General features: G+C 35.8%; 27 protein-coding genes and 1 riboswitch. Of the genes, 12 read left to right on the forward strand and 15 right to left on the reverse strand.

What is annotated here, in order from left to right; all coding sequences use genetic code 11:
- Positions 1–97 precede the first annotated feature (97 nt).
- The 8 genes from acs to glp form a co-directional block, all read right to left on the reverse strand.
- The gene (acs, locus tag Q5N69_RS16455) at positions 98–2,044 is read right to left on the reverse strand and encodes an acetate--CoA ligase (protein WP_304370177.1); all 1,947 of its coding nucleotides are present in this window, start codon (positions 2,042–2,044) and stop codon (positions 98–100) included.
- A 420-nt stretch (positions 2,045–2,464) separates the two neighbouring features.
- A complete protein-coding gene (gene rplS, locus Q5N69_RS16460; protein ID WP_304370178.1) occupies positions 2,465–2,818 on the reverse strand; it encodes a 50S ribosomal protein L19 in 354 nt (117 codons plus the stop codon).
- Positions 2,819–2,830: 12 nt separating this feature from the next.
- Entirely contained in the window at positions 2,831–3,640 is an 810-nt protein-coding gene (gene trmD / locus Q5N69_RS16465) for a tRNA (guanosine(37)-N1)-methyltransferase TrmD (protein WP_304370179.1), read from the reverse strand.
- A 3-nt stretch (positions 3,641–3,643) separates the two neighbouring features.
- Entirely contained in the window at positions 3,644–4,174 is a 531-nt protein-coding gene (rimM, locus tag Q5N69_RS16470) for a ribosome maturation factor RimM (protein ID WP_304370180.1), read from the reverse strand.
- 28 nt (positions 4,175–4,202) lie between these two features.
- Positions 4,203–4,451, reverse strand: coding sequence for a 30S ribosomal protein S16 (gene rpsP, locus Q5N69_RS16475; RefSeq protein ID WP_076420269.1), 249 nt, complete (start codon positions 4,449–4,451; stop codon positions 4,203–4,205).
- Between the two features lie 191 nt (positions 4,452–4,642).
- Positions 4,643–6,334, reverse strand: a complete 1,692-nt coding sequence (locus Q5N69_RS16480) for an NAD-dependent malic enzyme (RefSeq protein WP_304370181.1) — start codon at positions 6,332–6,334, stop codon at positions 4,643–4,645.
- 155 nt (positions 6,335–6,489) lie between these two features.
- Positions 6,490–6,690: a Fe-S cluster assembly protein IscX gene (gene iscX / locus Q5N69_RS16485; RefSeq protein WP_304370182.1), complete on the reverse strand. Its 201-nt coding sequence runs from the start codon at positions 6,688–6,690 to the stop codon at positions 6,490–6,492.
- Between the two features lie 999 nt (positions 6,691–7,689).
- Positions 7,690–8,955 carry a gephyrin-like molybdotransferase Glp gene (gene glp, locus Q5N69_RS16490; protein ID WP_304370183.1) on the reverse strand — a complete coding sequence of 422 codons (1,266 nt, stop codon included), beginning with the start codon at positions 8,953–8,955 and terminating at the stop codon, positions 7,690–7,692.
- A gap of 183 nt (positions 8,956–9,138) precedes the next feature.
- Positions 9,139–9,304: riboswitch (molybdenum cofactor riboswitch) on the forward strand.
- Here glp and moaA point away from each other — a divergent pair.
- The 10 genes from moaA (at position 9,291) to Q5N69_RS16540 (ending at position 16,336) form a co-directional block, all read left to right on the forward strand.
- Entirely contained in the window at positions 9,291–10,262 is a 972-nt protein-coding gene (moaA, locus tag Q5N69_RS16495; protein ID WP_304370184.1) for a GTP 3',8-cyclase MoaA, read from the forward strand. Its footprint overlaps the riboswitch before it by 14 nt.
- Positions 10,263–10,265: 3 nt before the next feature.
- A complete protein-coding gene (locus Q5N69_RS16500; protein WP_304370185.1) occupies positions 10,266–10,949 on the forward strand; it encodes a molybdenum cofactor guanylyltransferase in 684 nt (227 codons plus the stop codon).
- A 90-nt stretch (positions 10,950–11,039) separates the two neighbouring features.
- A complete protein-coding gene (gene moaB / locus Q5N69_RS16505; protein WP_304370186.1) occupies positions 11,040–11,594 on the forward strand; it encodes a molybdenum cofactor biosynthesis protein B in 555 nt (184 codons plus the stop codon).
- Positions 11,594–12,115 (forward strand): cyclic pyranopterin monophosphate synthase MoaC, encoded by a 522-nt coding sequence (moaC, locus tag Q5N69_RS16510; protein ID WP_304370187.1) that lies wholly within the window; start codon positions 11,594–11,596, stop codon positions 12,113–12,115. The genes moaB and moaC overlap by 1 nt, the downstream gene beginning before the upstream one ends.
- Positions 12,116–12,123: 8 nt before the next feature.
- Positions 12,124–12,372, forward strand: coding sequence for a MoaD/ThiS family protein (locus tag Q5N69_RS16515; protein WP_304370188.1), 249 nt, complete (start codon positions 12,124–12,126; stop codon positions 12,370–12,372).
- A 5-nt stretch (positions 12,373–12,377) separates the two neighbouring features.
- The gene (moaE, locus tag Q5N69_RS16520; protein ID WP_304370189.1) at positions 12,378–12,854 is read left to right on the forward strand and encodes a molybdopterin synthase catalytic subunit MoaE; all 477 of its coding nucleotides are present in this window, start codon (positions 12,378–12,380) and stop codon (positions 12,852–12,854) included.
- Positions 12,847–13,716, forward strand: coding sequence for a molybdate ABC transporter substrate-binding protein (gene modA, locus Q5N69_RS16525; protein ID WP_304370190.1), 870 nt, complete (start codon positions 12,847–12,849; stop codon positions 13,714–13,716). Before moaE ends, modA begins: the two co-directional genes overlap by 8 nt.
- A complete protein-coding gene (modB, locus tag Q5N69_RS16530; protein ID WP_304370191.1) occupies positions 13,713–14,432 on the forward strand; it encodes a molybdate ABC transporter permease subunit in 720 nt (239 codons plus the stop codon). The genes modA and modB overlap by 4 nt, the downstream gene beginning before the upstream one ends.
- Entirely contained in the window at positions 14,429–15,583 is a 1,155-nt protein-coding gene (gene modC / locus Q5N69_RS16535) for a molybdenum ABC transporter ATP-binding protein (RefSeq protein WP_304370192.1), read from the forward strand. The genes modB and modC overlap by 4 nt, the downstream gene beginning before the upstream one ends.
- The gene (locus Q5N69_RS16540; protein WP_304370193.1) at positions 15,584–16,336 is read left to right on the forward strand and encodes a HesA/MoeB/ThiF family protein; all 753 of its coding nucleotides are present in this window, start codon (positions 15,584–15,586) and stop codon (positions 16,334–16,336) included.
- Between the two features lie 133 nt (positions 16,337–16,469).
- On the opposite strand, the gene rmf is transcribed toward Q5N69_RS16540, so the two are convergent.
- Together rmf and Q5N69_RS16550 are read right to left on the reverse strand one after the other, a co-directional pair.
- Positions 16,470–16,643: a ribosome modulation factor gene (gene rmf, locus Q5N69_RS16545; RefSeq protein ID WP_304370194.1), complete on the reverse strand. Its 174-nt coding sequence runs from the start codon at positions 16,641–16,643 to the stop codon at positions 16,470–16,472.
- A 363-nt stretch (positions 16,644–17,006) separates the two neighbouring features.
- Positions 17,007–17,222, reverse strand: a complete 216-nt coding sequence (locus Q5N69_RS16550; RefSeq protein WP_304370195.1) for a DUF3820 family protein — start codon at positions 17,220–17,222, stop codon at positions 17,007–17,009.
- A gap of 292 nt (positions 17,223–17,514) precedes the next feature.
- Here Q5N69_RS16550 and msrA point away from each other — a divergent pair, with 292 nt between their 5' ends.
- A complete protein-coding gene (msrA, locus tag Q5N69_RS16555; RefSeq protein WP_304370196.1) occupies positions 17,515–18,054 on the forward strand; it encodes a peptide-methionine (S)-S-oxide reductase MsrA in 540 nt (179 codons plus the stop codon).
- Positions 18,055–18,118: 64 nt separating this feature from the next.
- On the opposite strand, the gene Q5N69_RS16560 is transcribed toward msrA, so the two are convergent.
- The 5 genes from Q5N69_RS16560 to folB form a co-directional block, all read right to left on the reverse strand.
- The gene (locus Q5N69_RS16560; RefSeq protein WP_304370197.1) at positions 18,119–18,619 is read right to left on the reverse strand and encodes a prepilin-type N-terminal cleavage/methylation domain-containing protein; all 501 of its coding nucleotides are present in this window, start codon (positions 18,617–18,619) and stop codon (positions 18,119–18,121) included.
- A gap of 145 nt (positions 18,620–18,764) precedes the next feature.
- On the reverse strand, positions 18,765–19,613 hold the full coding sequence (locus tag Q5N69_RS16565) for a tetratricopeptide repeat protein (RefSeq protein ID WP_304370198.1): 849 nt from the start codon (positions 19,611–19,613) through the stop codon (positions 18,765–18,767).
- A 150-nt stretch (positions 19,614–19,763) separates the two neighbouring features.
- A complete protein-coding gene (locus tag Q5N69_RS16570) occupies positions 19,764–20,579 on the reverse strand; it encodes an undecaprenyl-diphosphate phosphatase (protein WP_304370199.1) in 816 nt (271 codons plus the stop codon).
- On the reverse strand, positions 20,576–21,088 hold the full coding sequence (folK, locus tag Q5N69_RS16575) for a 2-amino-4-hydroxy-6-hydroxymethyldihydropteridine diphosphokinase (RefSeq protein WP_304370200.1): 513 nt from the start codon (positions 21,086–21,088) through the stop codon (positions 20,576–20,578). Before folK ends, Q5N69_RS16570 begins: the two co-directional genes overlap by 4 nt.
- Entirely contained in the window at positions 21,088–21,444 is a 357-nt protein-coding gene (gene folB, locus Q5N69_RS16580; RefSeq protein ID WP_304370201.1) for a dihydroneopterin aldolase, read from the reverse strand. Before folB ends, folK begins: the two co-directional genes overlap by 1 nt.
- 368 nt (positions 21,445–21,812) lie before the next feature.
- On the opposite strand from folB, the gene plsY reads away from it, so the two are divergent.
- Positions 21,813–22,382 (forward strand): glycerol-3-phosphate 1-O-acyltransferase PlsY, encoded by a 570-nt coding sequence (gene plsY / locus Q5N69_RS16585; RefSeq protein WP_304370202.1) that lies wholly within the window; start codon positions 21,813–21,815, stop codon positions 22,380–22,382.
- The last annotated feature ends 9 nt before the right edge of the window (positions 22,383–22,391 follow it).

Here is a 22,391-nt window from a genome sequence, read left to right on the forward strand (position 1 = left end):
AATATAAAACGCCCAATGAAGTACATCAGGCGTTTTAATTAAATGACTGTCAACCTATATTAGGACGGGTCATTTGTAAACTAAACTTTCCAAAACCTTATTCACTATGAATAATTCGTTTAGCAATAAGATTATCAACAACAGTAGGGTCGGCTAATGTTGACGTATCACCTAATGTATCAATATCATTCTCGGCAATTTTTCGGAGTATTCTTCTCATGATTTTACCTGAACGTGTTTTAGGTAGACCCGGTGCGTATTGAATATAATCAGGTTTTGCAAAGCGGCCTAACTCTTTTGCTACGAACTCAGTAAGCTCCTTGATAAGCTCATCAGTTTCTACAGCACCTTGCATTAAAGAAACATAAGCATAAACGCCCTGCCCTTTGATCTCATGCGGATAACCCACAACAGCAGCTTCAGCAACAGCAGGATGAAGTACTAATGCACTTTCAATCTCAGCTGTACCTAAACGATGCCCTGAAACATTAAGTACATCATCTACACGACCTGTTATCCAATAAAAACCATCTTCATCACGTTTAGCACCATCACCTGTAAAGTAATTTCCAGGATATTGCCCTAAATAGGTATCATAAAAACGTTTGTGATCGCCATAAACACTTCTTAATTGTCCTGGCCAGCTTGCCGTCATTACAAGTAAACCATTATTTTCACCTTCAAGAGTATTACCATCTTTATCAAATAATGCAGGTTGAACACCAAAAAATGGTTTACCTGCAGCACCAGGCTTCATGTCAACCGCGCCCGGTAAAGAAGTGATCAGAATACCACCTGTTTCAGTTTGCCACCAAGTATCAACAATAGGACATCGAGATTGACCAACCACTTCATAATACCAATGCCAAGCTTCAGGATTAATTGGCTCACCTACTGTACCTAATAAACGTAGTGATGATAGATCAGCTTGCTCAACTAATTCATTACCCACACTCATTAAAGCTCTTATTGCCGTTGGCGCTGTATAAAAAATATTAACTTTATGCTTTTCACATACTTGCCAAAAACGACCCGCATCAGGATAAGTTGGTATGCCTTCAAACACTAAAGTAGTTGCGCCGTTAGCTAATGGTCCGTAAAAAATATAAGAATGGCCAGTAATCCAACCTGCATCAGCAGTACACCAATAAGTTTCACCCTCTTTATAATCGAAAACATATTTATGAGTCATTGCCGCATATAATAAATAACCACCACAAGTATGAAGAACACCTTTTGGCGTACCTGTAGAGCCTGAGGTATATAAAATAAATAAAGGATCTTCAGCATCCATCTCTTCAGGTTCACATACCGCAGGATATTTACTGACTTCTTCTGCGTAATCTAAATCAACTTTATCATTCCAATTGATTTCACCACCAGTACGCTTAACCACTACAACAGTATTCACATTAGGGCAATCCGCTATCGCAGCATCTACATTTGATTTTAATGGAATAGCCTTACCACCGCGTAAACTTTGATCCGCAGTAAGTACAACTTTACAATCAGCATCTACAATACGTGCTCTAATTGATTCTGTTGAAAAGCCACCAAATACCACTGAGTGAACAGCACCTATACGAGCACACGCCAACATTGCATAACCCACTTCAGGGATCATCGGCATATAAATACAAACACGATCGCCTTTTTTAACACCTCTTGCTTTTAAAAGGTTAGCAAAACGGCATACATGATCATGTAACTGTTGATAGCTAATACGATCATCTTCATCTGGGTTATCTCCCTCAAAAATAATCGCGGTATCATTTGCTTTAGTCGCTAAATGGCGATCGATACAATTGTATGATGCATTTAATTTACCACCAGAAAACCATTTAATATCCGCCGTTTTAAGGTCAACATCAGAAACGCTATCCCAAGGTTTATACCAATCTAAAAACTTATCTGCTTGTTCCGCCCAAAATAGATCAGGTTGCTCAATTGATTTTTTGTACATAGCATCGTATGTTGCACTATCAATATGAGTATGCTGTTTAGCACTTTCTAAAACAGGGTAAAGGGTCTTTAAATCTTGCATGGGCCTTCCTTTATTTTGTGAAACTTAAACGCTGGTCATTTAATGAAAACACATTAAATCATAACTACGTTGAATAAAATTAATTAAACCAATCATATATTAACTAAGCTAGTTGGCATACTCGACTAAAGTCGAAACTTTAGAGATTTATAACAATGTATTGAAGAAATAATAACAATTCAAGAGAAGTAAAATGACAATACGCATACTTTGCCCACAATCATGCTTATTTTCACTGATAAACTTTTTATTTGAGCTAATAAAATGAATAGCTGTTTCTGGGAGAGATGATAGATTTCGAAGATATGTACTTTATTTGAAAGGATTTTTATTTAATGTATTTATTAAAACAAAAAAACCTGTGTTGTTTCCAACACAGGTTTTTTCAAGCTAATCAGTAAATTTCTTAAATGTAAGAAATTACTTTTTACCCAACTTCTCTTTGATACGTGCAGAGCGACCTGAACGTTCACGAAGATAGTAAAGTTTAGCTTGACGAACATCACCGCGACGTTTGACTTCAATAGAGTCAACGATAGGGCTATGTGTCTGGAATACACGTTCTACGCCAACACCGTTAGATATTTTACGAACAGTGAATGCAGAATTGATGCCACGGTTTTTTATAGCAATAACTACGCCTTCAAATGCTTGTAGACGAGATTTATCACCTTCTGTAACTTTTACTTGTACAACAACAGTATCACCTGGTGAATATGCTGGTACATCTTTTTTCATTTGCTCAGCTTCAAGCTGTTTAATAATATTACTCATAATACCTTCTTCCTAGGTTTCACAGTCATCAACAATCTTTTCACCATTCTTAATTAAGAGTAGCTGTTTTTCTTGTTCCGCTGTCAGAGCTAGGTTAGTTAATAGTTCTGGTCTTCTAGTCCATGTTCTTTCCAAAGACTTAAATTGACGCCACTGTTCTATACGTTTGTGATCACCACTTAGCAACACTTTAGGTACTGATTTTTCTTCCGAAGAAGAAGTAGTCAATACTTCTGGCCTTGTGTAATGCGGACAATCTAATAAACCTTCAGAAAATGAATCCTGTTCGGCTGATTGTTCGTGTCCTAATACACCAGGAACAAAGCGTGCTATAGCATCGATTACGTTCATGGCAGGTAATTCCCCACCACTTAGTACATAATCACCAACAGACCATTCTTCGTCGATATCCGACTCAATTAGTCTCTCGTCTATGCCTTCATAACGTCCTGCTATAAATATCAGTCGGTCATGTTGTGATAATTCGCGTACGCCAGCTTGATCTAATTTACGGCCTTGCGGAGATAAATAAATAACCTTAGCCTTCTTTTTATCAGAAGTACCATCAACATCTGCTGCAGCACGTGCAGCAATAATGGCATCTCGTAGTGGTTGAACCATCATCAGCATTCCTGGACCACCGCCATAAGGTCGGTCATCAACAGTGCGATGTTTATCATGAGTAAAATCACGAGGATTCCACTTATGAAAGTCAATCAAACCATTACGAATTGCTCGGCCAGTTACCCCATACTCAGTGATTGCATCAAACATTTCTGGAAAAAGGCTTATCACCCCTATCCATAATTTGCAGTTACTCACGAGTTAAAAACCTGGATCCCAGTCAACACAAATTTGTTTAGTTTCTAAACTAACTGACTCTACAACTTGCTCAAATAAGTAAGGGATTAACCTTTCTTTTTTGCCAAATCCATCATTTAGATTAGCTTTTACAACCAGTACATCATTAGCGCCAGTTTCCATAACATCAGAAACACTACCAAGGTTATAACCTTGAGTAGTAACAACGGACATGCCTATTAAGTCACGCCAATAGAATTCACCTTCAGGCAGTTCCGGTAGCGATTTTTCATTTACAATAATTTCAGAACCTACATATGCTTGCGCAATATCTCGGTCGTCAACATTTGCAATTTTGACAATAAGTGAGCTGTTGTGTCGACGCCAATCAGTAACTTCTACTGATTGCGTTTTATTTCCTAATTTTAAAGACCAAGGAAAATAGTCTAAAATGGCTTCTTGGTCGTCAGTAAACGAATGGATCTTTAACCAACCTTTGATGCCATAGACTGCGCCTACTTTACCTAAAGTGATTTCTTTACCTAATTCTTCCACAATGACTCCTAAAACCTTCTAAGCATAATTAAGCTGCTACTTGAGCATCTTTAACTAACTTAGCTACACGATCAGATAAACCAGCACCTTGACCAACCCAATGGTTGATACGGTCTAGGTCTAAGCGTAATTTCTCAGCTTGACCTTGTGCTGTTGGGTTGAAGAAACCAACTTTCTCGATGAAACGACCATCGCGAGAGTTACGGCTATCTGCAACTACAACCTGATAAAATGGACGCTTTTTAGCGCCACCACGAGCTAAACGAATGGTAACCATATCGCCCTCTATTATATTAAGTGTTAAAACGGATTTTCCAGACACTTCCGTCACCATAGTGACAGAAAAGCTCGCGTATTCTACGCTTTTACATAGAAAATGCAAATGATATCTGGATGTGAAGTGAAAACTTGCTAATAAATAAACTGTGAACGATTTATTTATCAGCAAATATGGTGAACTAGCCTTTTTTAGGTGCTAATTCTTTTGTATTGACGATATTCTGGATTCCAAAAATTACGATCAATTTTTGCCAGTAACATTTCGTCATTAATTTCTAATGCTAAACCTTGCTTGTAAGCAACTTTAGCTACAGCAAAGGCTATTTTCTTACTAAGTTGTGCAATAGATGTTAGAGGCGGTAATAACTCCCCTTTGCCTGTATTAGCTAAAGGTGATTCACTTGCAAGCATTTCACTCGCTACCATTAACATTTCATCGGTTACACGACTAATATTTGCAGCAACAACCCCTAAACCTAAACCTGGAAATATATAACTGTTATTACATTGAGGTATTGGATAGGTTTTACCTTGAAAGTGAACAGGAGTAAATGGACTCCCCGTAGCAATAATTACTTCACCATCGCACCATTCAATTACATCAATAGGCTTTGCTTCAACTTGCTTTATAGGGTTACTCAACGGGAATATAATAGGCAAGTTACAATGAGATTTCATTGTTCTGATTAATTCTTCAGTGAATAATCCTGAAACACCAGAAACACCAATTAAAATATCAGGATGAACGTTATTAACAACTTCTAATAATGTAGGTGAAGAGTCACTTGTATTCCAGGCTGCTATATTAGATAAGGACTGACATAACTTGCTTTGAAAATCTCTTAAACCTTCCATACCTTCTATAAGCAAACCTGAACGGTCTATCATATAAATTTGGCTTCTTGCTTGTTCAGGTGAAATCCCTTCACTGATCATTTGTGTAATAATTTGCTCTGCAATACCACAACCTGCTGAACCAGAACCTACAAAAACAACTTTTTGTTCAGAAAGCTTAGCACCTTTGGCTCTACATGCTGCTAATAATGAACCTACAGTTACGCAAGCTGTTCCTTGTATATCATCATTAAAACAACAAATTTCATCACGATATTTAGTCAGTAATGGAGTTGCGTTAGGCTGCGCAAAATCTTCAAATTGCAATAAAACACGTGGCCAACGACGTTTGACTGCAGTAATAAACATATCAACAAATTCGTTATATTCTTCCTGTCCAATACGCTTATGACGACGTCCCATGTACATAGGATCAGCTAATAGCTTTTCATTATTTGTTCCTACATCAAGCATTACAGGTAATGTATAAGCTGGGCTAATACCACCACAAGCGGTATATAATGAAAGCTTACCAATAGGTATACCCATACCGCCAATACCTTGATCGCCTAAACCTAAAATTCGCTCACCATCGGTAACAACAATAACTTTAACTTTATTTTTTGTCGCATTGCGTAGAATGTCGTCCATGCTATGACGTTCTTCATAAGAGATAAATAAACCTCTTGAGCTTCTATATATATCTGAAAACTGCTCACAAGCATCACCAACCGTTGGTGTATATATGATAGGCATCATCTCAGCTAAATGAGCTTGTACCAGCTTATAAAATAAAGTTTCGTTATTATCGTGAATCGCCCTTAAATAAATATGCTTATTTAAATCTTCATCAAAACTTTTGTATTGCATGTAAGCGCGTTCAACTTGCTCATCAATCGTTTCATAACGAGGAGGTAAAAGACCTGTTAAATTGAAATTTGCTCGCTCTTCAGAACTAAAAGCACTGCCTTTATTTAATAAAGGAGTTTCTAATAATGAAGGACCTGAAAACGGTATATATAACGGATGTTTTTTATTGTTGGTCATAGTAATTTGAGTGACTTTCTCTTGTTGAATTTTTTATAATTGGTATGCGAAGAACAAAGCTCCACACTATTGTAAATAGGCTAACATAAATTCTTATTAATGCTTAATGAAAAAGCCAAGTTATAACGCTAAATGTCATTTAAAATTAACACAAATCAATCTACTTCTGATAACCAAGCAAGTTGAATTGCTTCAAGCACCCTTTCACCGCAATGTTCAGGATCATCATCAAAATTTTCTAATGCTAAAACCCACTTATTTAATTGTGTAAAATTAAGTTTCATTGGGTCAGCATCAGGATGTTCTTCCATAAGATCTAATGCAATGTCTAACGAGTCTGTCCAACGATATCCCATAACGTTTTCCTTTTTATTTAATTAATAAGTGAAACCACATTGCATCTACAATTAACATTAAAACTAACCATAAGAAAATTAAACGCGCTTTCTTACAATATTTGCATTGTGTATGCCACCAAGATTTTTTCATTATTTTCAGATTTAAATATTCTAATAAGGATCATTATAGCACTGACCTATAAGTTAAAGCTTAGGTTTATCATATTGATTATTGAATTATCCTCACAAGATAAGACCTCGTCAGCCTAAAGATTATTTCACTATAAACAGATATCAATTCTCATGATTAAAATCGTATTACATTATTAAAACTTTTTTATATGCATCAACTTTTCACTGAATGAATTTATGCGCTAATAATAAAGATATTAACGATAAAACACCTTCAATAGCTGATGACGGATCAACAGCTTTTAGTTTTGCTGATAGCGCAATGCAACCATTGTCTTGCTATAGCCACCATCCCCTTAGGTACAATCACATAAATAACAACAACTTACACAACCTAAACTCTGGGTAAGCAATTACGTCTAATATTTTTATTTCCCCCTCTAACGTCGTTATTTTTATTGCTAATAGCCAGCTATTAGTCAAGAAAAATGCCTTGTTAAAGAATTAAATTCCAACATTATGAGGCCAATGAATCATTTAAGTCAGTTTTAATATATATTATTTTCACTAAACCAAATTAAATCAATTTTTTACAAAATCCATTATCCAAAGTTCAGGTTATATAGTAAGTAATACGCGTAGTGCTGGTTTCAAAACGATAGATTTCATTCTAAAAAATGAAACAGATGGCGAACCTGAAGAAGCTATTCTTGAGATTAAGATAGATACAAATGAAACCGAATCACGCACTTATTTCAGTCAAACAATTACGATGGAATAAATAAGTTAAAAACCTTTTTAGGTAGAATAACTAATGATAAATATAAAAATGGCGAATATTTCTATTCGCCATTTTTATTTAATACCTTTGTTAAAAGTATGCCGCTAGTGCTGGATCACTGAGTCAAATAATTGCACTGTAACCAATTCATTAGCTGATATATTGCCTTGTTCTGCAGGCAGTACTATATAACAATTAGCTTTAGCTAAACTCGTCAATACTCCTGAGCCTTGATTTCCAGTACTTGATACCAACATTTCACTTTGCTCGTTTGTACTTAAAATACCGCGTTGAAAATCCATTCTTCCTGGTGACTTTCTAATATTCGTTGCAGTTTTAACTCTTAATTTAACAGGAGCTGCGTTAATACAATTCTGCATTTTAGTAAGTGCAGGCACGGCTAACATATGAGCCGTAACGGTTGCAGAAACAGGATTGCCTGGTAATCCAAAAAACACGCTATTAGGAAGTTTACCAAAAGCAAAAGGCTTACCTGGTTTCATGGCTATTTTCCAAAAGCTAATATCACCCAATTCATCTAATACTTCTTTGGTATAATCGGCTTCTCCAACAGATACACCACCAGAACTAAAAATCGCATCAGCTTCTTTATCTGCTTTAATAAAGGCATCTGTAATGGCTTGTTTATCGTCTTTTATTACACCTAACTTTAAAACATTAATATTCAATTTCTCCAGCATCGCAGCTAAAGTAAAACTGTTACTTTCGAATATATCGCCTTCTGTTAAGCTTTCGCCAGGTAATTTAAGCTCATCACCCGTAGAAATTAATGCGACAGTGAGTTTTCTATATACAGCAACGGTAGGAACACCTAATGAAGCTAAAACACCTACGTCTATTGCCGATAACTTTCTACCTTGCTCAAACACGACTTGGTTTTCTTTAATGTCTTCTCCTGCATATCTCACATTATCGCCCTGCTCTTTAGGCTCTAAAAAAGTAATATGAGATAAACCATCAGCTTGATTATTAACAACTTCACAATTCTCTTGCATCTCAACAGTATCACAACCTTTTGGTAATTTAGCGCCAGTCATAATGCGAACACATTGTCCTGCCAAACATTCACCTTGAAAAGGTTCGCCAGCCATAGAACGACCAATAAGCGTTAAGGTATTAGCTGAGTTTTGATCGGTGAAGCTTTCTTTTGCAAAAGCATAACCATCCATTGCTGAATTATTATGTGGAGGAACATTTAAAGGGCTTTTGGTTACATTCGCTAACACTCTATTTAATGCTTCGCTTATTGATACCTCTTCCGTTTCAGTGACCGACGGAACTTGATTAAGTATGTTTGATAAGGCTTGTTCGAATGGCAATAAATTTGGTGCTGAGTAGCAGTCAACCATGGTTTTTAACTCTCTCGTTTGATTCAATTGGGGATTTTATAAAATACACTGGAATTAATTTCATAAAAAGTGTGTCTTATTACCAAGCTATAATAAATATGTTGATAATAAAAATATACTTTATGAACTTCATAGCATTTAAAATTATATTACTATGGTAAACCAAAATTAAGGTATAGTAATACTCAAATTATTCGCCGAGCTTCTCTAGCTACCCCAATTATCACGACTTGAATATGGTCATGTTTGGAATGTTAGTTTAGCCGTGGTTTTAATACAAAACCGCCAGGGTTTGCATGGAAACGTGTAAGCCTCCCCACATTTGGAAAGGTGAGATGTTAACAGACAACTTTGGTCGTAAGTTTTATTACTTACGCCTATCTATTACTGACGTATGCAACTTTAGTTGTACTTACTGTTTGCCTGATGGTTATCAGTGTGATCAGCCGCGTGACTTTCTCTCTTTACCTGAGATAAGGCGTATTGCTAATGGCTTTTCGCAATTAGGTACAGAGAAGATCCGTATTACTGGCGGTGAACCCTCTTTACGTAAAGATCTACCTGAGATCATTGCAGCCTGCAAAGAAACTCAAGGTATCAAACGCGTCGCGATAACAACCAATGCTTTTAAACTTCCTGAACATTTACCTAGTTGGTTAGATGCAGGTATTGATGCGATTAATATTAGTATCGATAGTTTAGATCCGAGGCAGTTTCATAGTATTACAGGTCACAATAAGTTACCCCATATTTTAAAAGGCATTGATATGGCATTGGCTCACGGTCAAACCACAGTAAAAGTAAATACTGTGTTGATGCGCGAATATAATGCTTACGACATGCAAACTTTCTTAGATTGGCTAAAAGACACTCCTGTAACTTTACGTTTTATTGAATTAATGCAAACGGGTGAAAACCAAGAGTTCTTTGATGCACAACATGTTCAAGGTTCTCGTATTAAACAGAATTTAATTCTAGATGGTTGGTTACCTGCTATTAGGGATAAGTCAGCAGGACCTGCTCAAGAGTTTTATCACCCTGATTATGCAGGTCGTATTGGTTTGATCATGCCTTACAGTAACGACTTTTGCTCAACCTGTAATCGTTTAAGGGTAAGTTCTCTGGGTAAGCTTCATTTATGTTTATTTACTGAAGAAGGCTTATCTCTTAAAGATTATTTACAGCAAGATGATGTTGAACCTTTGAAGCAACATATTATAAATATGATGGGTAACAAAAAAGCGACGCATTTTTTACATGAAAAGCTAACAGGTGCCACAACTAACTTAGCGATGTTAGGCGGTTAATCAATGATCCGTTTAGCTAATAATACTCCCTTAAACAATCCTACTATTGTGCAGCACAGTACATGTTTAGGTGTTGTACTTGCTGGCGGTTTATCTTCACGAATGGGGATAGATAAAGCCAGCTTACAACGAAATAAGGTCGATATGCTAAGTTACAGTAAGCAATTACTTACGGGCTCAGGTATAAATAATATAGTAATAAGCGGCCAACCTAGCTGCTCTTCTCAGCAAGACGTTCTCGTAGCAGACAAATACAAAGAAGCAGGTCCTATAGGTGGAATTGCCAGTGTGATTGAAAAATATAAACCAGTAGCCTTATTAATTCTACCTGTCGATCTTCCGTTGATGACAATGGAAGCATTACAAAAACTAAAGCAAGTAGGTGAACTAAGCCAACAAGCATGTTTTTATAACGACAATTACTTGCCTCTTTATTTACCTGTAAACGCTCATACAGAAAACTTTTTAAAAACGGCATTTATTCATCAAGCTAAGCAAAATGACGGTAATGAAAAGGTGGATAACAAGAGTTTTGCTCATAGCAATATGGCTAAGAGTAAAAGCGGACCTTCGATGCGGGCTTTACTTAATCAAATACCTCATAAAGCTATTTCGATTAATACCCCAGCAAGCTTATTTAATGCTAATACTCCTGAAGATTGGGCTTTAGCTCAAAAACGCTTTTAGGAATAAATATTGAAGTAAAAAATTCTACATATTATATCAAACGGATTAATTTAAATATCAAAAAACAACTTATAAATTTTAGGAAAGCACATGTCTAATCAAGTGTCTAAGCAAGAAAAAAAAGCCTTTATCCCATTATCTATTGCTGTATTAACCGTATCTGATACACGAACAGAATCTACAGATACATCTGGGCAAGCATTGGTTGAGCGTTTAACTTCATCCGGACATAAACTTGCAGCAAAACAAATAGTAAAAGATGATGTTTACCAATTACGCTCTGTTGTTTCACAATGGATAGCAGACGATAACATTCACGCTATTATTACAACTGGCGGTACAGGTTTTACCGAACGTGACAATACACCAGAAGCGTTATTACCTTTATTTGACAAAAATGTAGAAGGATTTGGCGAAGTATTCCGTGCTATTTCTCTAACAGAAATAGGTACAGCAACGGTTCAATCTAGAGCCTTTGGTGGCATGGCAAATAAAACCGTTATTTTATGTGTACCTGGTTCAACCAATGCTTGTAAAACTGCATGGGATAAACTAATCGCTGAGCAATTAGATGCAGGTCATCGCCCATGTAATTTTGTAACCCATTTAAATGTTTCGGCTGAACAGTGTGAGACTCGAAGCTAATGGCAGATAATGATTCACAAAGTATCGCGTTAAGCCATATTAACAAGAAAGGTGAAGCGAACATGGTTGATGTTACTGAAAAAGCAGTAACCTCTCGTACCGCTACCGCGGAAGGTAGAATAAGCATGTCGCCAGCAACGCTCACTTTGATCACTCAAGGCGGAAACAAAAAAGGCGATGTATTTTCAGTTGCCCGTATTGCTGGTATTCAAGCGGCTAAAAAATGTAGCGACTTGATCCCTTTATGTCATCCGCTTATGTTGACTAAAGTGAAAGTTGAGTTTGAAATTGATGAAAAAAACAACCAAGTTATCGTCAACAGCTTATGTCGCTTATCAGGGCAAACAGGTGTTGAGATGGAAGCTCTTACTGCTGTATCAGTGGCTTGTTTAACCTTATTTGATATGTGTAAAGCTGCAGATCCTTTTATGGAGATTCATGGCATCAAGGTACTTTCAAAAGAAGGTGGTAAGTCAGGTAGTTGGGCTGCTAAGCAAAATAATACTCACAACACTATTTAGGAAGAAAAATGATCAAGGTAAACTTTTTTGCAGCACTAAGAGAAGCCCTGAACTGCAACGAAACTCAATTAGAGGTTAATGAGCCAGTCACAGTAGAGCAAGCGAGATTATTACTTATAGAATCAAACCCTAGTTGGGCAAAAAGCTTAACCAATAACTCGTTACTTACAGCAGTTAACCAAGAACTCGTTCAAGATGACTTTATCGTAAATCCAAACGACGAATTAGCTTTTTTCCCTCCAGTGACCGGTGGTTAATTTCGATGTCGACTAATATTCCAAACGACCGTATTGTTATTCAAACAGCTGACTTTGATCACGGTGACGAAGTTAACTTACTAGAAAGCGACAATAACGAAGATGGCGCTGTTGTTACTTTTTGTGGCCGTGTTAGAAATAATAATTTAGGTTTAGATGTTAAAGGTTTAACCCTTGAACACTATCCTGGAATGACAGAAAAGTCGTTGCAAAACATAGTAAATACCGCTCGCGAGAAATGGTCATTAGGTCGAGTAACAGTTATTCACCGTGTGGGTAAACTTTTAATTGGTGAACAAATTGTATTTGTAGGTGTTACTTGTAAGCATAGAGGTGATGCATTCGCTGCCAATGAATTTATTATGGACTTTCTAAAAGTAAAAGCACCATTTTGGAAGAAAGAGTTAACCAATCAAGGCGAAAAGTGGTTAGATGCTAAATCTTCAGATACAAATAAAGCGCAAGAGTGGAAAAGTGAATAAAATACTCCGTGCCTTAACCTTTCCTATAATCACTTTTTTAAGCTTATTATTAATAAGCCCATCAAGCTTAGCCAATAAATCAAACAACAAACCTCTGCGTATTGCTGTTTCAGCAAACTTCTCACCGGTTTTAACTAAGCTAATACCTATATTTTTAGGTGAATCAGGCATTCACAGCGAAGTTATCAGCGGCTCTTCAGGCACTTTATATCAACAAATATTACATGGTGCGCCCTATGACATTTTTTTATCTGCTGATGATATTCACCCTCAACGATTAGCTGATGCAGATTTGATTGTTGCAGGTAGTTTACAGACTTACGCAATTGGTCAGCTTGCTTTTTGGTCCGCCAATAAAAACTTCTCGTCTGAGCAAAACCTTTCAACGATATTATTAAGCTATTCAAATAGTACGAGTAATTCAGCAAGAATTGCTATGGCGAATCCTAAAACGGCACCTTATGGTCAACGTGCTTTTGAAACTCTTGAATCATTAAATTTGTGGAATAACTTCAAAAATAAATTAATCATTGGCATTAATGTAAGCCAAACGTTTCAACAAGTTAGAAGTCATGCCGTGGACGCTGGGTTTGTTGCCTTAAGTCAATTAGAAATCAATAACTTAAAAGGTTTAGCCGTACCAGAAACGCTATATAAACCTATAAAACAACAATTAGTTATATTGAAAAGCAGTAAGAAGAATGCAGAAGCTCAACAGTTATCTGATTTTCTACTAAACGCTAAAACACAAGAAAGTATTTCTCAATATGGTTATAAAAAAATAGAAATAAGTACCTCAGTTGAAATCACATCGACTCCCCTTTCTCAAACAGTAGACAATTCACTGGAGAATAATTTATGAGTGAGAGTTCGTTATTGGCCAGCAGCGATATGATCGCTTTATTTACTACATTAAAAATGGCGTTAGTCACTACCATCATTCTCATGATTATTGGTACTCCTTTGGCGTGGTATTTAGCCAAAATGAAAAGTCGTTATAAAATAGCGATAGAGGCTTTTGTTGCCTTACCTATCGTTTTACCACCAACCGTATTGGGCTTTTATTTACTTATCGCTTTTTCACCTCAACATCTTCCTGGGCAAGTTTGGCAAAGCGTTACAGGCCAACAACTCGCGTTTAGCTTTAGTGCCATCGTTATTGGCTCCGTGTTTTACTCGCTTCCCTTTGTAGTTCAGCCTTTACAAAAAGCGTTTGAACAACTGGGTGACGATATTCTTGAAGCTGGAGCCATGCTTGGTGCCAATGCTGTTGATCGCTTTTTCACAATTGTATTACCTATTACCAAAGCCAGCTTTATAACGGCAGCCAGCTTAGGTTTTGCTCATACCGTGGGTGAATTTGCTATTGTACTTATGATAGGTGGCAATATATCAGGAGAAACAAAAGTATTGTCTATCGCTCTTTTTGAGCATGTCGAAGCTTTTAATTATGAAAAAGCACATATTCTTGCAGCTAGCTTATTAGTGGGATCTTTTATTGTTCTTGGATTAATCTACTTATTAAATTATAAAAAGCCAACATCCGTTAAATCGAACAAAAGTGTAAGCATGCTATGAGTCGAAATATAACAAACACAGTCGATAAAAATTTGCATGAGTTAGACTCGAATGTATTAAGTTTAAAGTTCAGCACTCAATTTGATGACTTTACCTTGAGCGTAAATCAATGTCTTTCGGCTCAGGGTATTACAGGTGTTTTTGGTCATTCAGGTTCAGGTAAGTCTACCCTACTGCGTTTAATTTCTGGGTTAGAAAGTTCATCTACAGGACAGCTTATACTTAATGGTAAAACTTTATTTGATTCGGCTAAAAACATAAATATCAAATCTGAAAAAAGACGCATTGGATTGGTTTTTCAAGACTCGCGTTTGTTTCCTCACCTGAATGTTTTACAAAATTTAGAATATGCTCATAAACGTTGTGTTAATAAACAGCTAAAAGTTGAAGATATTATTCAGCTCACTCAGCTACAGCCGCTATTACACAAAAAAACCACTCTATTATCAGGTGGTGAAAAACAAAGAGTTGCCATCGCCAGAGCTATATTATCTGAGCCAGAGTTATTGCTTTTAGACGAACCTTTAAGTGCTTTAGACAATCAAAATAGAGCATTAATGATCACGCTTTTGCTTAATGTTCAACGCACATTAAATATACCTATGCTTTATGTAAGTCATAGTTTGGCTGAAATCCAGCAATTAGCAGATAATTTACTCGTGATGAATCAAGGTAAGATTGAATATTCTGGGGCTATTCATCAAATTATTCATACATTAAATAACAGCCAAACAACCTTGCAGCAAACTAGTTTAGCGTTAAAAGTAAATGAGTATTTACCTCAATACGGATTAACATCGTTACAGTTAACGCCTGATATCAATATCTACCTACCTTTTCAGAAAAGTACACTTAACGATGAAGAGGTAAACACTCAAACAGTACGTTGTTACATAGCTGCTAGCGATATTAGTATCAGTAAAAGTGAAGTGTTTGATTCATCAATTGTGAATCACTTTCAAGCTAAAATAGTAAGTATTAAAAAACAAAGCAATACACTGTTACTCACATTAACCTGCTCAGACCAAGTGTTTTATTCAACCGTTAGCTTATGGTCGGCTGAGCGTTTATCGTTAAATATTGATGATCTCGTTTACATTCAATTTAAAGCGAGCGCGGTACATTGTTTAGCAAATATTAGAGAGGGATAAGTGCTAACTTCAAAAGAACAACTTAGATACAGTCGACAAATCATGTTGAAACAGATTGGTGAAGAGGGACAATTATCTCTTCAAAATGCCAAAGTAATGATAGTCGGAATGGGCGGACTTGGTAATCCTGTATCTCTTTATTTAGCAACAGCAGGTGTAGGTAATTTATTTATTGCTGATGGCGATAGTGTTGATATAACAAACCTGCAAAGACAAATACTTTTCACCGAAAGCGATATAGACAAAAACAAAGCAGATACTGCAGCTGAAAAGCTACAAGAGCATAATAGTGATATAAGCATTGAAGTGATTGACGAAATGCTCGATGGAGAGTTATGCGATTACTACTTCCCTACCATGGATTTGGTTATAGACTGTAGCGACAACATTCAAACACGATATTTAGTAAATAAGCACTGTGTTGAACATAAAGTCCCTTTAATTGTTGGCGCTGCTACAGGCTTTGACGGACAGCAGCTTGTTGTAGATCCAAGAAACGCTGAAAGTGCTTGTTATCATTGTTTATTTCCAGAAAGTAAAAAGCCACCTGAAAATAACTGCCAAACAGTAGGTATTGTTGGGCCTGTGTTATCTATTGTAGCGGGTATGCAATCGTTACAAGCAATTAAGTTACTAACAGGGAATATGATACACATTAATCAACTTAACTTGTTTGATGGTTTATCTAATAAATGGCAGCAATTTAAAATGAAGAAACAAGAAAGCTGTAAAGTTTGTGGTCACAGTGCCTAAATAAAAAAGCCCTCAACTCACTTTTGGTTCAGGGCTCAAATCATCGTTATGTTAAAGTAAATATACTGATACTTTCACAGTAAAAGATATCAGTTATTGAAGCGGTACAACTTAGATCTTAATCTAATTAATATTACTTAAATAAGCCCGTATTCCTATCTTCAACAGCTTCACGCCATCCACCTAACCACTCCGACTTTGCATTAATACTCTGATAAGGGCATTTCTCCTTTGATTTACCATTCATACCTGCTTGATAGCCATTAGAATGTGCTCTTCCTAAACGATCCCTTTTTTGTCTTCTCATGAACTTTTTCCTCTTAACCATTTGATAATTAATTAAAGATTGTAACTTCATCGACATTGAGTCTCATTGAATTAATCAATTCAATGAGACTCAATTTAAGACTAAATAGATTGGCTTTGCAACAGGATAAAATGGAAATAACGGCGTAAAAAATGCTTAATATGACAACGTAAATAATAACAAAAGGACGAAAAAATGACTTTTTTATTACAAAACAGTTTCTTAATAAAAATGTAATATTCCAATAAGAAATAACTACAATATTAATATAAAAATTTGGTTTATGAAAAGTTGTTTTGACTGTTCAATACCAAGTTAAAAAGTTACAAATCAACATTAGTAACAATTCTTTCGAGAAAGAATTTAGTCTCTCAGTAAAGGCTGTAACATCTTTTCTAAACCATTAAGCTTAACTTCGTACATAAGCGCCAACTGCTCACCTAATTTCCCTTCAGGAAAACCTTTACTGTGGAACCATACCAAATAAGGTTCTGGTAACTGGAGGAGCTTTCTACCTGCGTATTTTCCGAATGGCATCACTTGATTTACGGCTTCTAATAATTTTTGTTGGTCTGACACTTTATACTTCTCTTATCTAATAATTAATAACTTTATGACTAAGTGCAACTGACTCATTAAAATTGTAACGCTCAAGGTAAATCAAAGCTCAGTCAAGATATAAACCACTCACCCAAACAGAGGTTAATAAAAATAGCTTATATTATACCAAACGGATTAATTTATTGAGCTCCCGAAGGGCGAGAATTTAATCCGTATGGTATTACATATTTTATTACACCTGTCGCTTTCTATATAGCAGTAATTTACTTATAATTTATCTATTAAATATGACCTACGGATAAAGATTTACATGGCAACTACATTTGAAAAAACAACATTAGCAGGTGGCTGCTTCTGGTGTATAGAATCGGCCTTCAATAGCGTTAAAGGTATTGAAAGTGCTGTGTCGGGTTATATGGGTGGTGAAACTGACGATCCGACTTATGAGAAAGTTTGTTCTGGCACTACAGGTCATGCTGAAGTCGTTCAGCTTTCATTTGATCCTGCGGTGATTAGTTTTCGTGAAATATTAGAAATATTCTTCGCATTACATAATCCAACACAAATCAACCGACAAGGTAATGACATTGGAACACAATACCGTTCTGGCGTGTTTTTCCATACTGAAGAGCAAAAACAAGCAGCATTAGCAATTATTGATGAAATTACTCAAGATGAAATATGGCCAGATCCTGTTGTTACAGAAGTAACAGCTATGTCAGAATTTCATTTAGGTGAAGATCTTCATCAAGGTTACTTTAATCGTAATCCTGAAAATCAATATTGCCAAGCAGTTGTATCACCTAAGTTAGCTAAATTTAAAAAGACTTTTGCTGCGAAACTTAAGTAATTTTCTGTATAAGTATTGGTAAACAATAATACAAAAGGTCACCATAAAGTGACCTTTTTAAAAATTAATTATTGATGATAACTTCACCGTTTGTAGAATCATAAACTACCGTCAAAGATGTGTTACGATTATAGGTATAAGTACACTTGTTAGAGCCATTATATTCAGCTTGAATATCACTCGTAGCATCATCCTGAACATCTGCATCAGTAGAGTCTAAAACAGCTCTCCAAACATCTAAACAATCATATACACTATTCAATGTTAAACTTACTCCTCGAGTATCGGCAGGATACCCCGCTGAATTAACACTAAGATCGCCACCAGCAAGAGGATCGGAAATAGAAATAAAATCTTGAACAGCTTGACCATTACCTCTTACTAACCAAGCTATGTGAACTTGGTCTACACCGGTTTTAAATGCTGTACCAGTAGCTAAAAATACAGTTTCTTCTGCATCTTCAGAGATATTAATAAACTTAGGAAGCGCAGTTGCAGATAATATACCCAATATAACGATAACAACAACTAACTCAATGAGCGTAAAACCGTTACTTCTATTCATTTATTAACCTTCAAAAAAATATGATGATAGATAACATCTAGATAAAATAATTTACCATGATTATCCTAAGTGTAACAAGTTCACTATCTGAACTAGTAACTAAACTTAATTCATATTTTGAAGACTCCTACATACTAACTTGTATTTAATACATTAAAGTATAAAGTTTTCTTCTGTATTTAGTCGCTAATGAATCACCTTCTGGTAGAACTTTTAATACGTCTAACATTAGCTCTTTGCTATTTGTGTTTGATAAGTCTTTTTGCACTAATCTAAACAATAACTCTAACGCTTCTTCATTACGGTTTACTTGTGAATATTGCACAGCTAATTGATGTTTTAAATCATCGTTATCAGGTTCACTTTCAAGTTGTGCTTCTAGTGCTTTAATTTCTGGAGATTCTGCAGCTTGATTAGCTAGTTCTAATTTAGCTATAACAGCCTGATAAGCGCCATCTTGGTCAACCATTAAAATAGTTTCAAGTAGTACTTCAGCCTCTGCAGTTTTGCCTAATTGAATAGCAGCATCCGCTAATACAATTTTAATATCAGCTCTTTCATTATCTATTTGATAAGCTTTTGAAGCAGCAGAATAAGCAGTGTTAATATCATTTTCAACTAGAGCTAATTTGGCTTCATTTAATAAACCATCTTCCATTTTAGGTAAGTGGTTATCTAAGAAAGTTTGCACCTGCTCTTCTGTTTGGGGTCCTGATAAACCATCAATTGGTTGGCCATCTTTAACTAATACTGCAGTAGGCAAACCTTGAATACCAAACTGTTGAGCTATTTGCGCATGAGTTTGGCAGTCTACAGTTGCTAATATCATGTGCTCTGGAAACGCAGACACTTTAGCTGTAAGTGAGTCACGTAATTGAACACTTTCGGGCACTTGGTCAGCCCAAAAGCTAACAAGAATAAGCTTTGATTTTGATTCTTCGATAACAACTTGTTGGAAGTTTTCTAAAGTAATAACAACAATATTTGAACTCATAGGCTTTCCTATTAAATAATCTTTTCTAATATTTTGGGGCGAACCTTAAAGATACAAGGTTCAACGAATAACTATCTTGAATGTTAATTAAATGCCTGTAACAAAAAACGCGCTAATAGCGCGCTTTTCTTTCTAATTCTGATTAGTTTTTTAACCTAATACGAACCATAACAAACCAAAACCTAATACTAAGCGATAAATAACAAATGGCATCATGCCTATCTTATCCAACAGTATTAAGAAGAAATGGATACAGGTATAAGCACTAACAAAAGCTAATACACTTCCTAAACTAATAGCATGCCAGTCAACAGCATCAGCTGAAGTTATAAGTTTTAAGGTTAAGTAACTTCCCGCCATTGCAATTGCAGGGATAGATAATAAGAATGAAAACCTAGCAGCATTTTCTCTACTTAGCCCTAACATTAAACCTACCGTCATCGTAATACCTGAACGCGATGTTCCAGGGATTAATGCGATAGCTTGTGCGAGACCAATTAACATAGCTCCTTTAAAGCCCATCTTTTCAATACTTACGTTTTGCTTTGCTTTGATGTCTGCAAATCCAAGTAGAACACCAAAAATGATGGTTGTACCGGCAATCACCAGTGCCGAACGTAAATACTCTTCAATAATGTCTTTACCTAACAAACCAAACAAACCAGCTGGAATAGTCGCAAACAATATCCACCACGCTAGCGTGCCATCAAAATTGCTTTCTTGGCTCTCTTTATTACGGTTAGTAATCGTTGAAACCCAAGCGACGGCCATATTGCCCACTTCTTTTCTAAAATAAATAACAACAGCAAGTAAAGTACCTACGTGTACAGCTACGTCAAAAGCTAAGCCTTGATCTTGCCAACCTAAAACAGCTGAAGGAAGTATTAAATGAGCAGAACTACTGATAGGTAAAAACTCAGTTAAGCCTTGAATAACAGCTAATAAAAATATTTCTAAAGTACTCATGTCTTTTGATTATCCATAATGTGTGACCATGAAAATGGTATTTGGGTTATCGATTGGCTAGCTTTGTTAAAGTTACTCCAAAGCTGACCATAGGACTGGTTAATAATGGGATGCTTTAAGGATTCAGCTATTTCAGCGAGAGGCCATAAAACAAAGGCATTTTTTGTAATTTCATCTCTTGGGATTTGTGCAGGTTTAGTTAAAACAAGTTCATCAAATAACAGCAAATCTAAATCTAATGTTCGTGGACTAAACTTTTTAGCGTTTTGCTCTCGTCCATATTCAAATTCTATATTACGCAATAAGTCAGCAACTTCTTCTATTGTATAAGATGTTTCTGCACCAATAACCATGTTATAAAAGTCTGAACCATCAAAACCAACGGCTCTACTTTCATACAATGAAGAAAGGGTAAGTGCGCCAAAAGTTTTTGTTAGCTCAGTTAAGCCATGTTTAACATGATATTCTCTATTTATATTGCTGCCTAAAGAAATATAAATATAAGACATTAGCCGAATACGCCTCTTTCAATTTCAACACCAACAGTTCGAGTATTATGAACAGCGCCTGGCTTACCTACTTTAAGTTTTAACCAAGGTATTTGATAAGTGGTCATTAAATATTGTGCTAAGCGTTCAGCTAATGTTTCAATTAAATCAACAGGATTAGCATTCGCAAACACTTCTACATCTTCAGAAATCTTTGCATAGTCTAAAGTTTTATCTAACTCATCATTTAATGCAGCTTTAGAAATGTCCCAACCTAAGGTTAAATCTAGAATCAATGTTTGTTTGATTTGCTTTTCCCATTCATAAAAACCAATAGTGGTTTGAATGCTTAAGCCTTCGATGCACACTTTATCCATGTTTCAGAACTCTTTTTTATTTCACAGGCATTATTTCAAATAAAAATAAAATGTATAACGCCAGTAATTATTTATTGGGTGCGAGTTTACCTTTCTCGACCATTAAAAACCAGTAGTGCTTTAGAATATATAGCTGTTATTACTCACTATATTTTTGCCAGAAAACAAGATGTGTTATCTTAGCTCTTACCTTAAAATGCAATGCTAACCCGCTTACTTAATATAGATAAAAGAACTTAAGGCATAGTTAAGTAGCTTTTATATCGTAACAATGATTGATTTTATTGCGCTGATAGATTTTAATTCCCTCTAATTCAGAATCAAACTTTAAGAGAATTGTTATTACACATTATTTTTTAATACTAGGAATGATCATACTTGCTTATTTAGCAGGCTCGATTTCTAGTGCCATAATAATATGTAAAATAAAAAAATTACCAGATCCAAGAGAAGTAGGTTCAAATAATCCTGGTGCAACTAATGTACTACGTAATACAAATAAGCTTACTGCCGCTATCGTACTTTTTTTTGATATTCTTAAAGGGGTTATTCCTGTTTGGGGCGCTTACTTTTTAGGCATAGAACCAATAGCTATTGGATTTATTGGCGTTTCTGCTTGCTTAGGGCATATGTACCCTATATTTTTTGGTTTTAAAGGTGGTAAAGCAGTAGCTACAGCTTTTGGTGTTTTATTACCTATTGGTTTTACTTTAGGCGGGTTACTTATTGTCACTTGGATTTTTGTAGCCAAATTGACTCGATATTCAAGTTTAGCGGCAATTGTAACGGTAAGCTTAGCCCCTTTATACACATGGATGATAAAACCAAGTTATGTGTATCCAGTATTTATGTTAAGTGCGCTGATTGTCTTTAGGCATAAAGATAATATTCAACGCTTACTCAATGGGACTGAAAGCAAAATATCTATAAAGAAATAATTTGCTTTC

Source organism: Pseudocolwellia sp. AS88, assembly GCF_030551755.1.
Lineage (GTDB): Bacteria > Pseudomonadota > Gammaproteobacteria > Enterobacterales > Alteromonadaceae > Pseudocolwellia.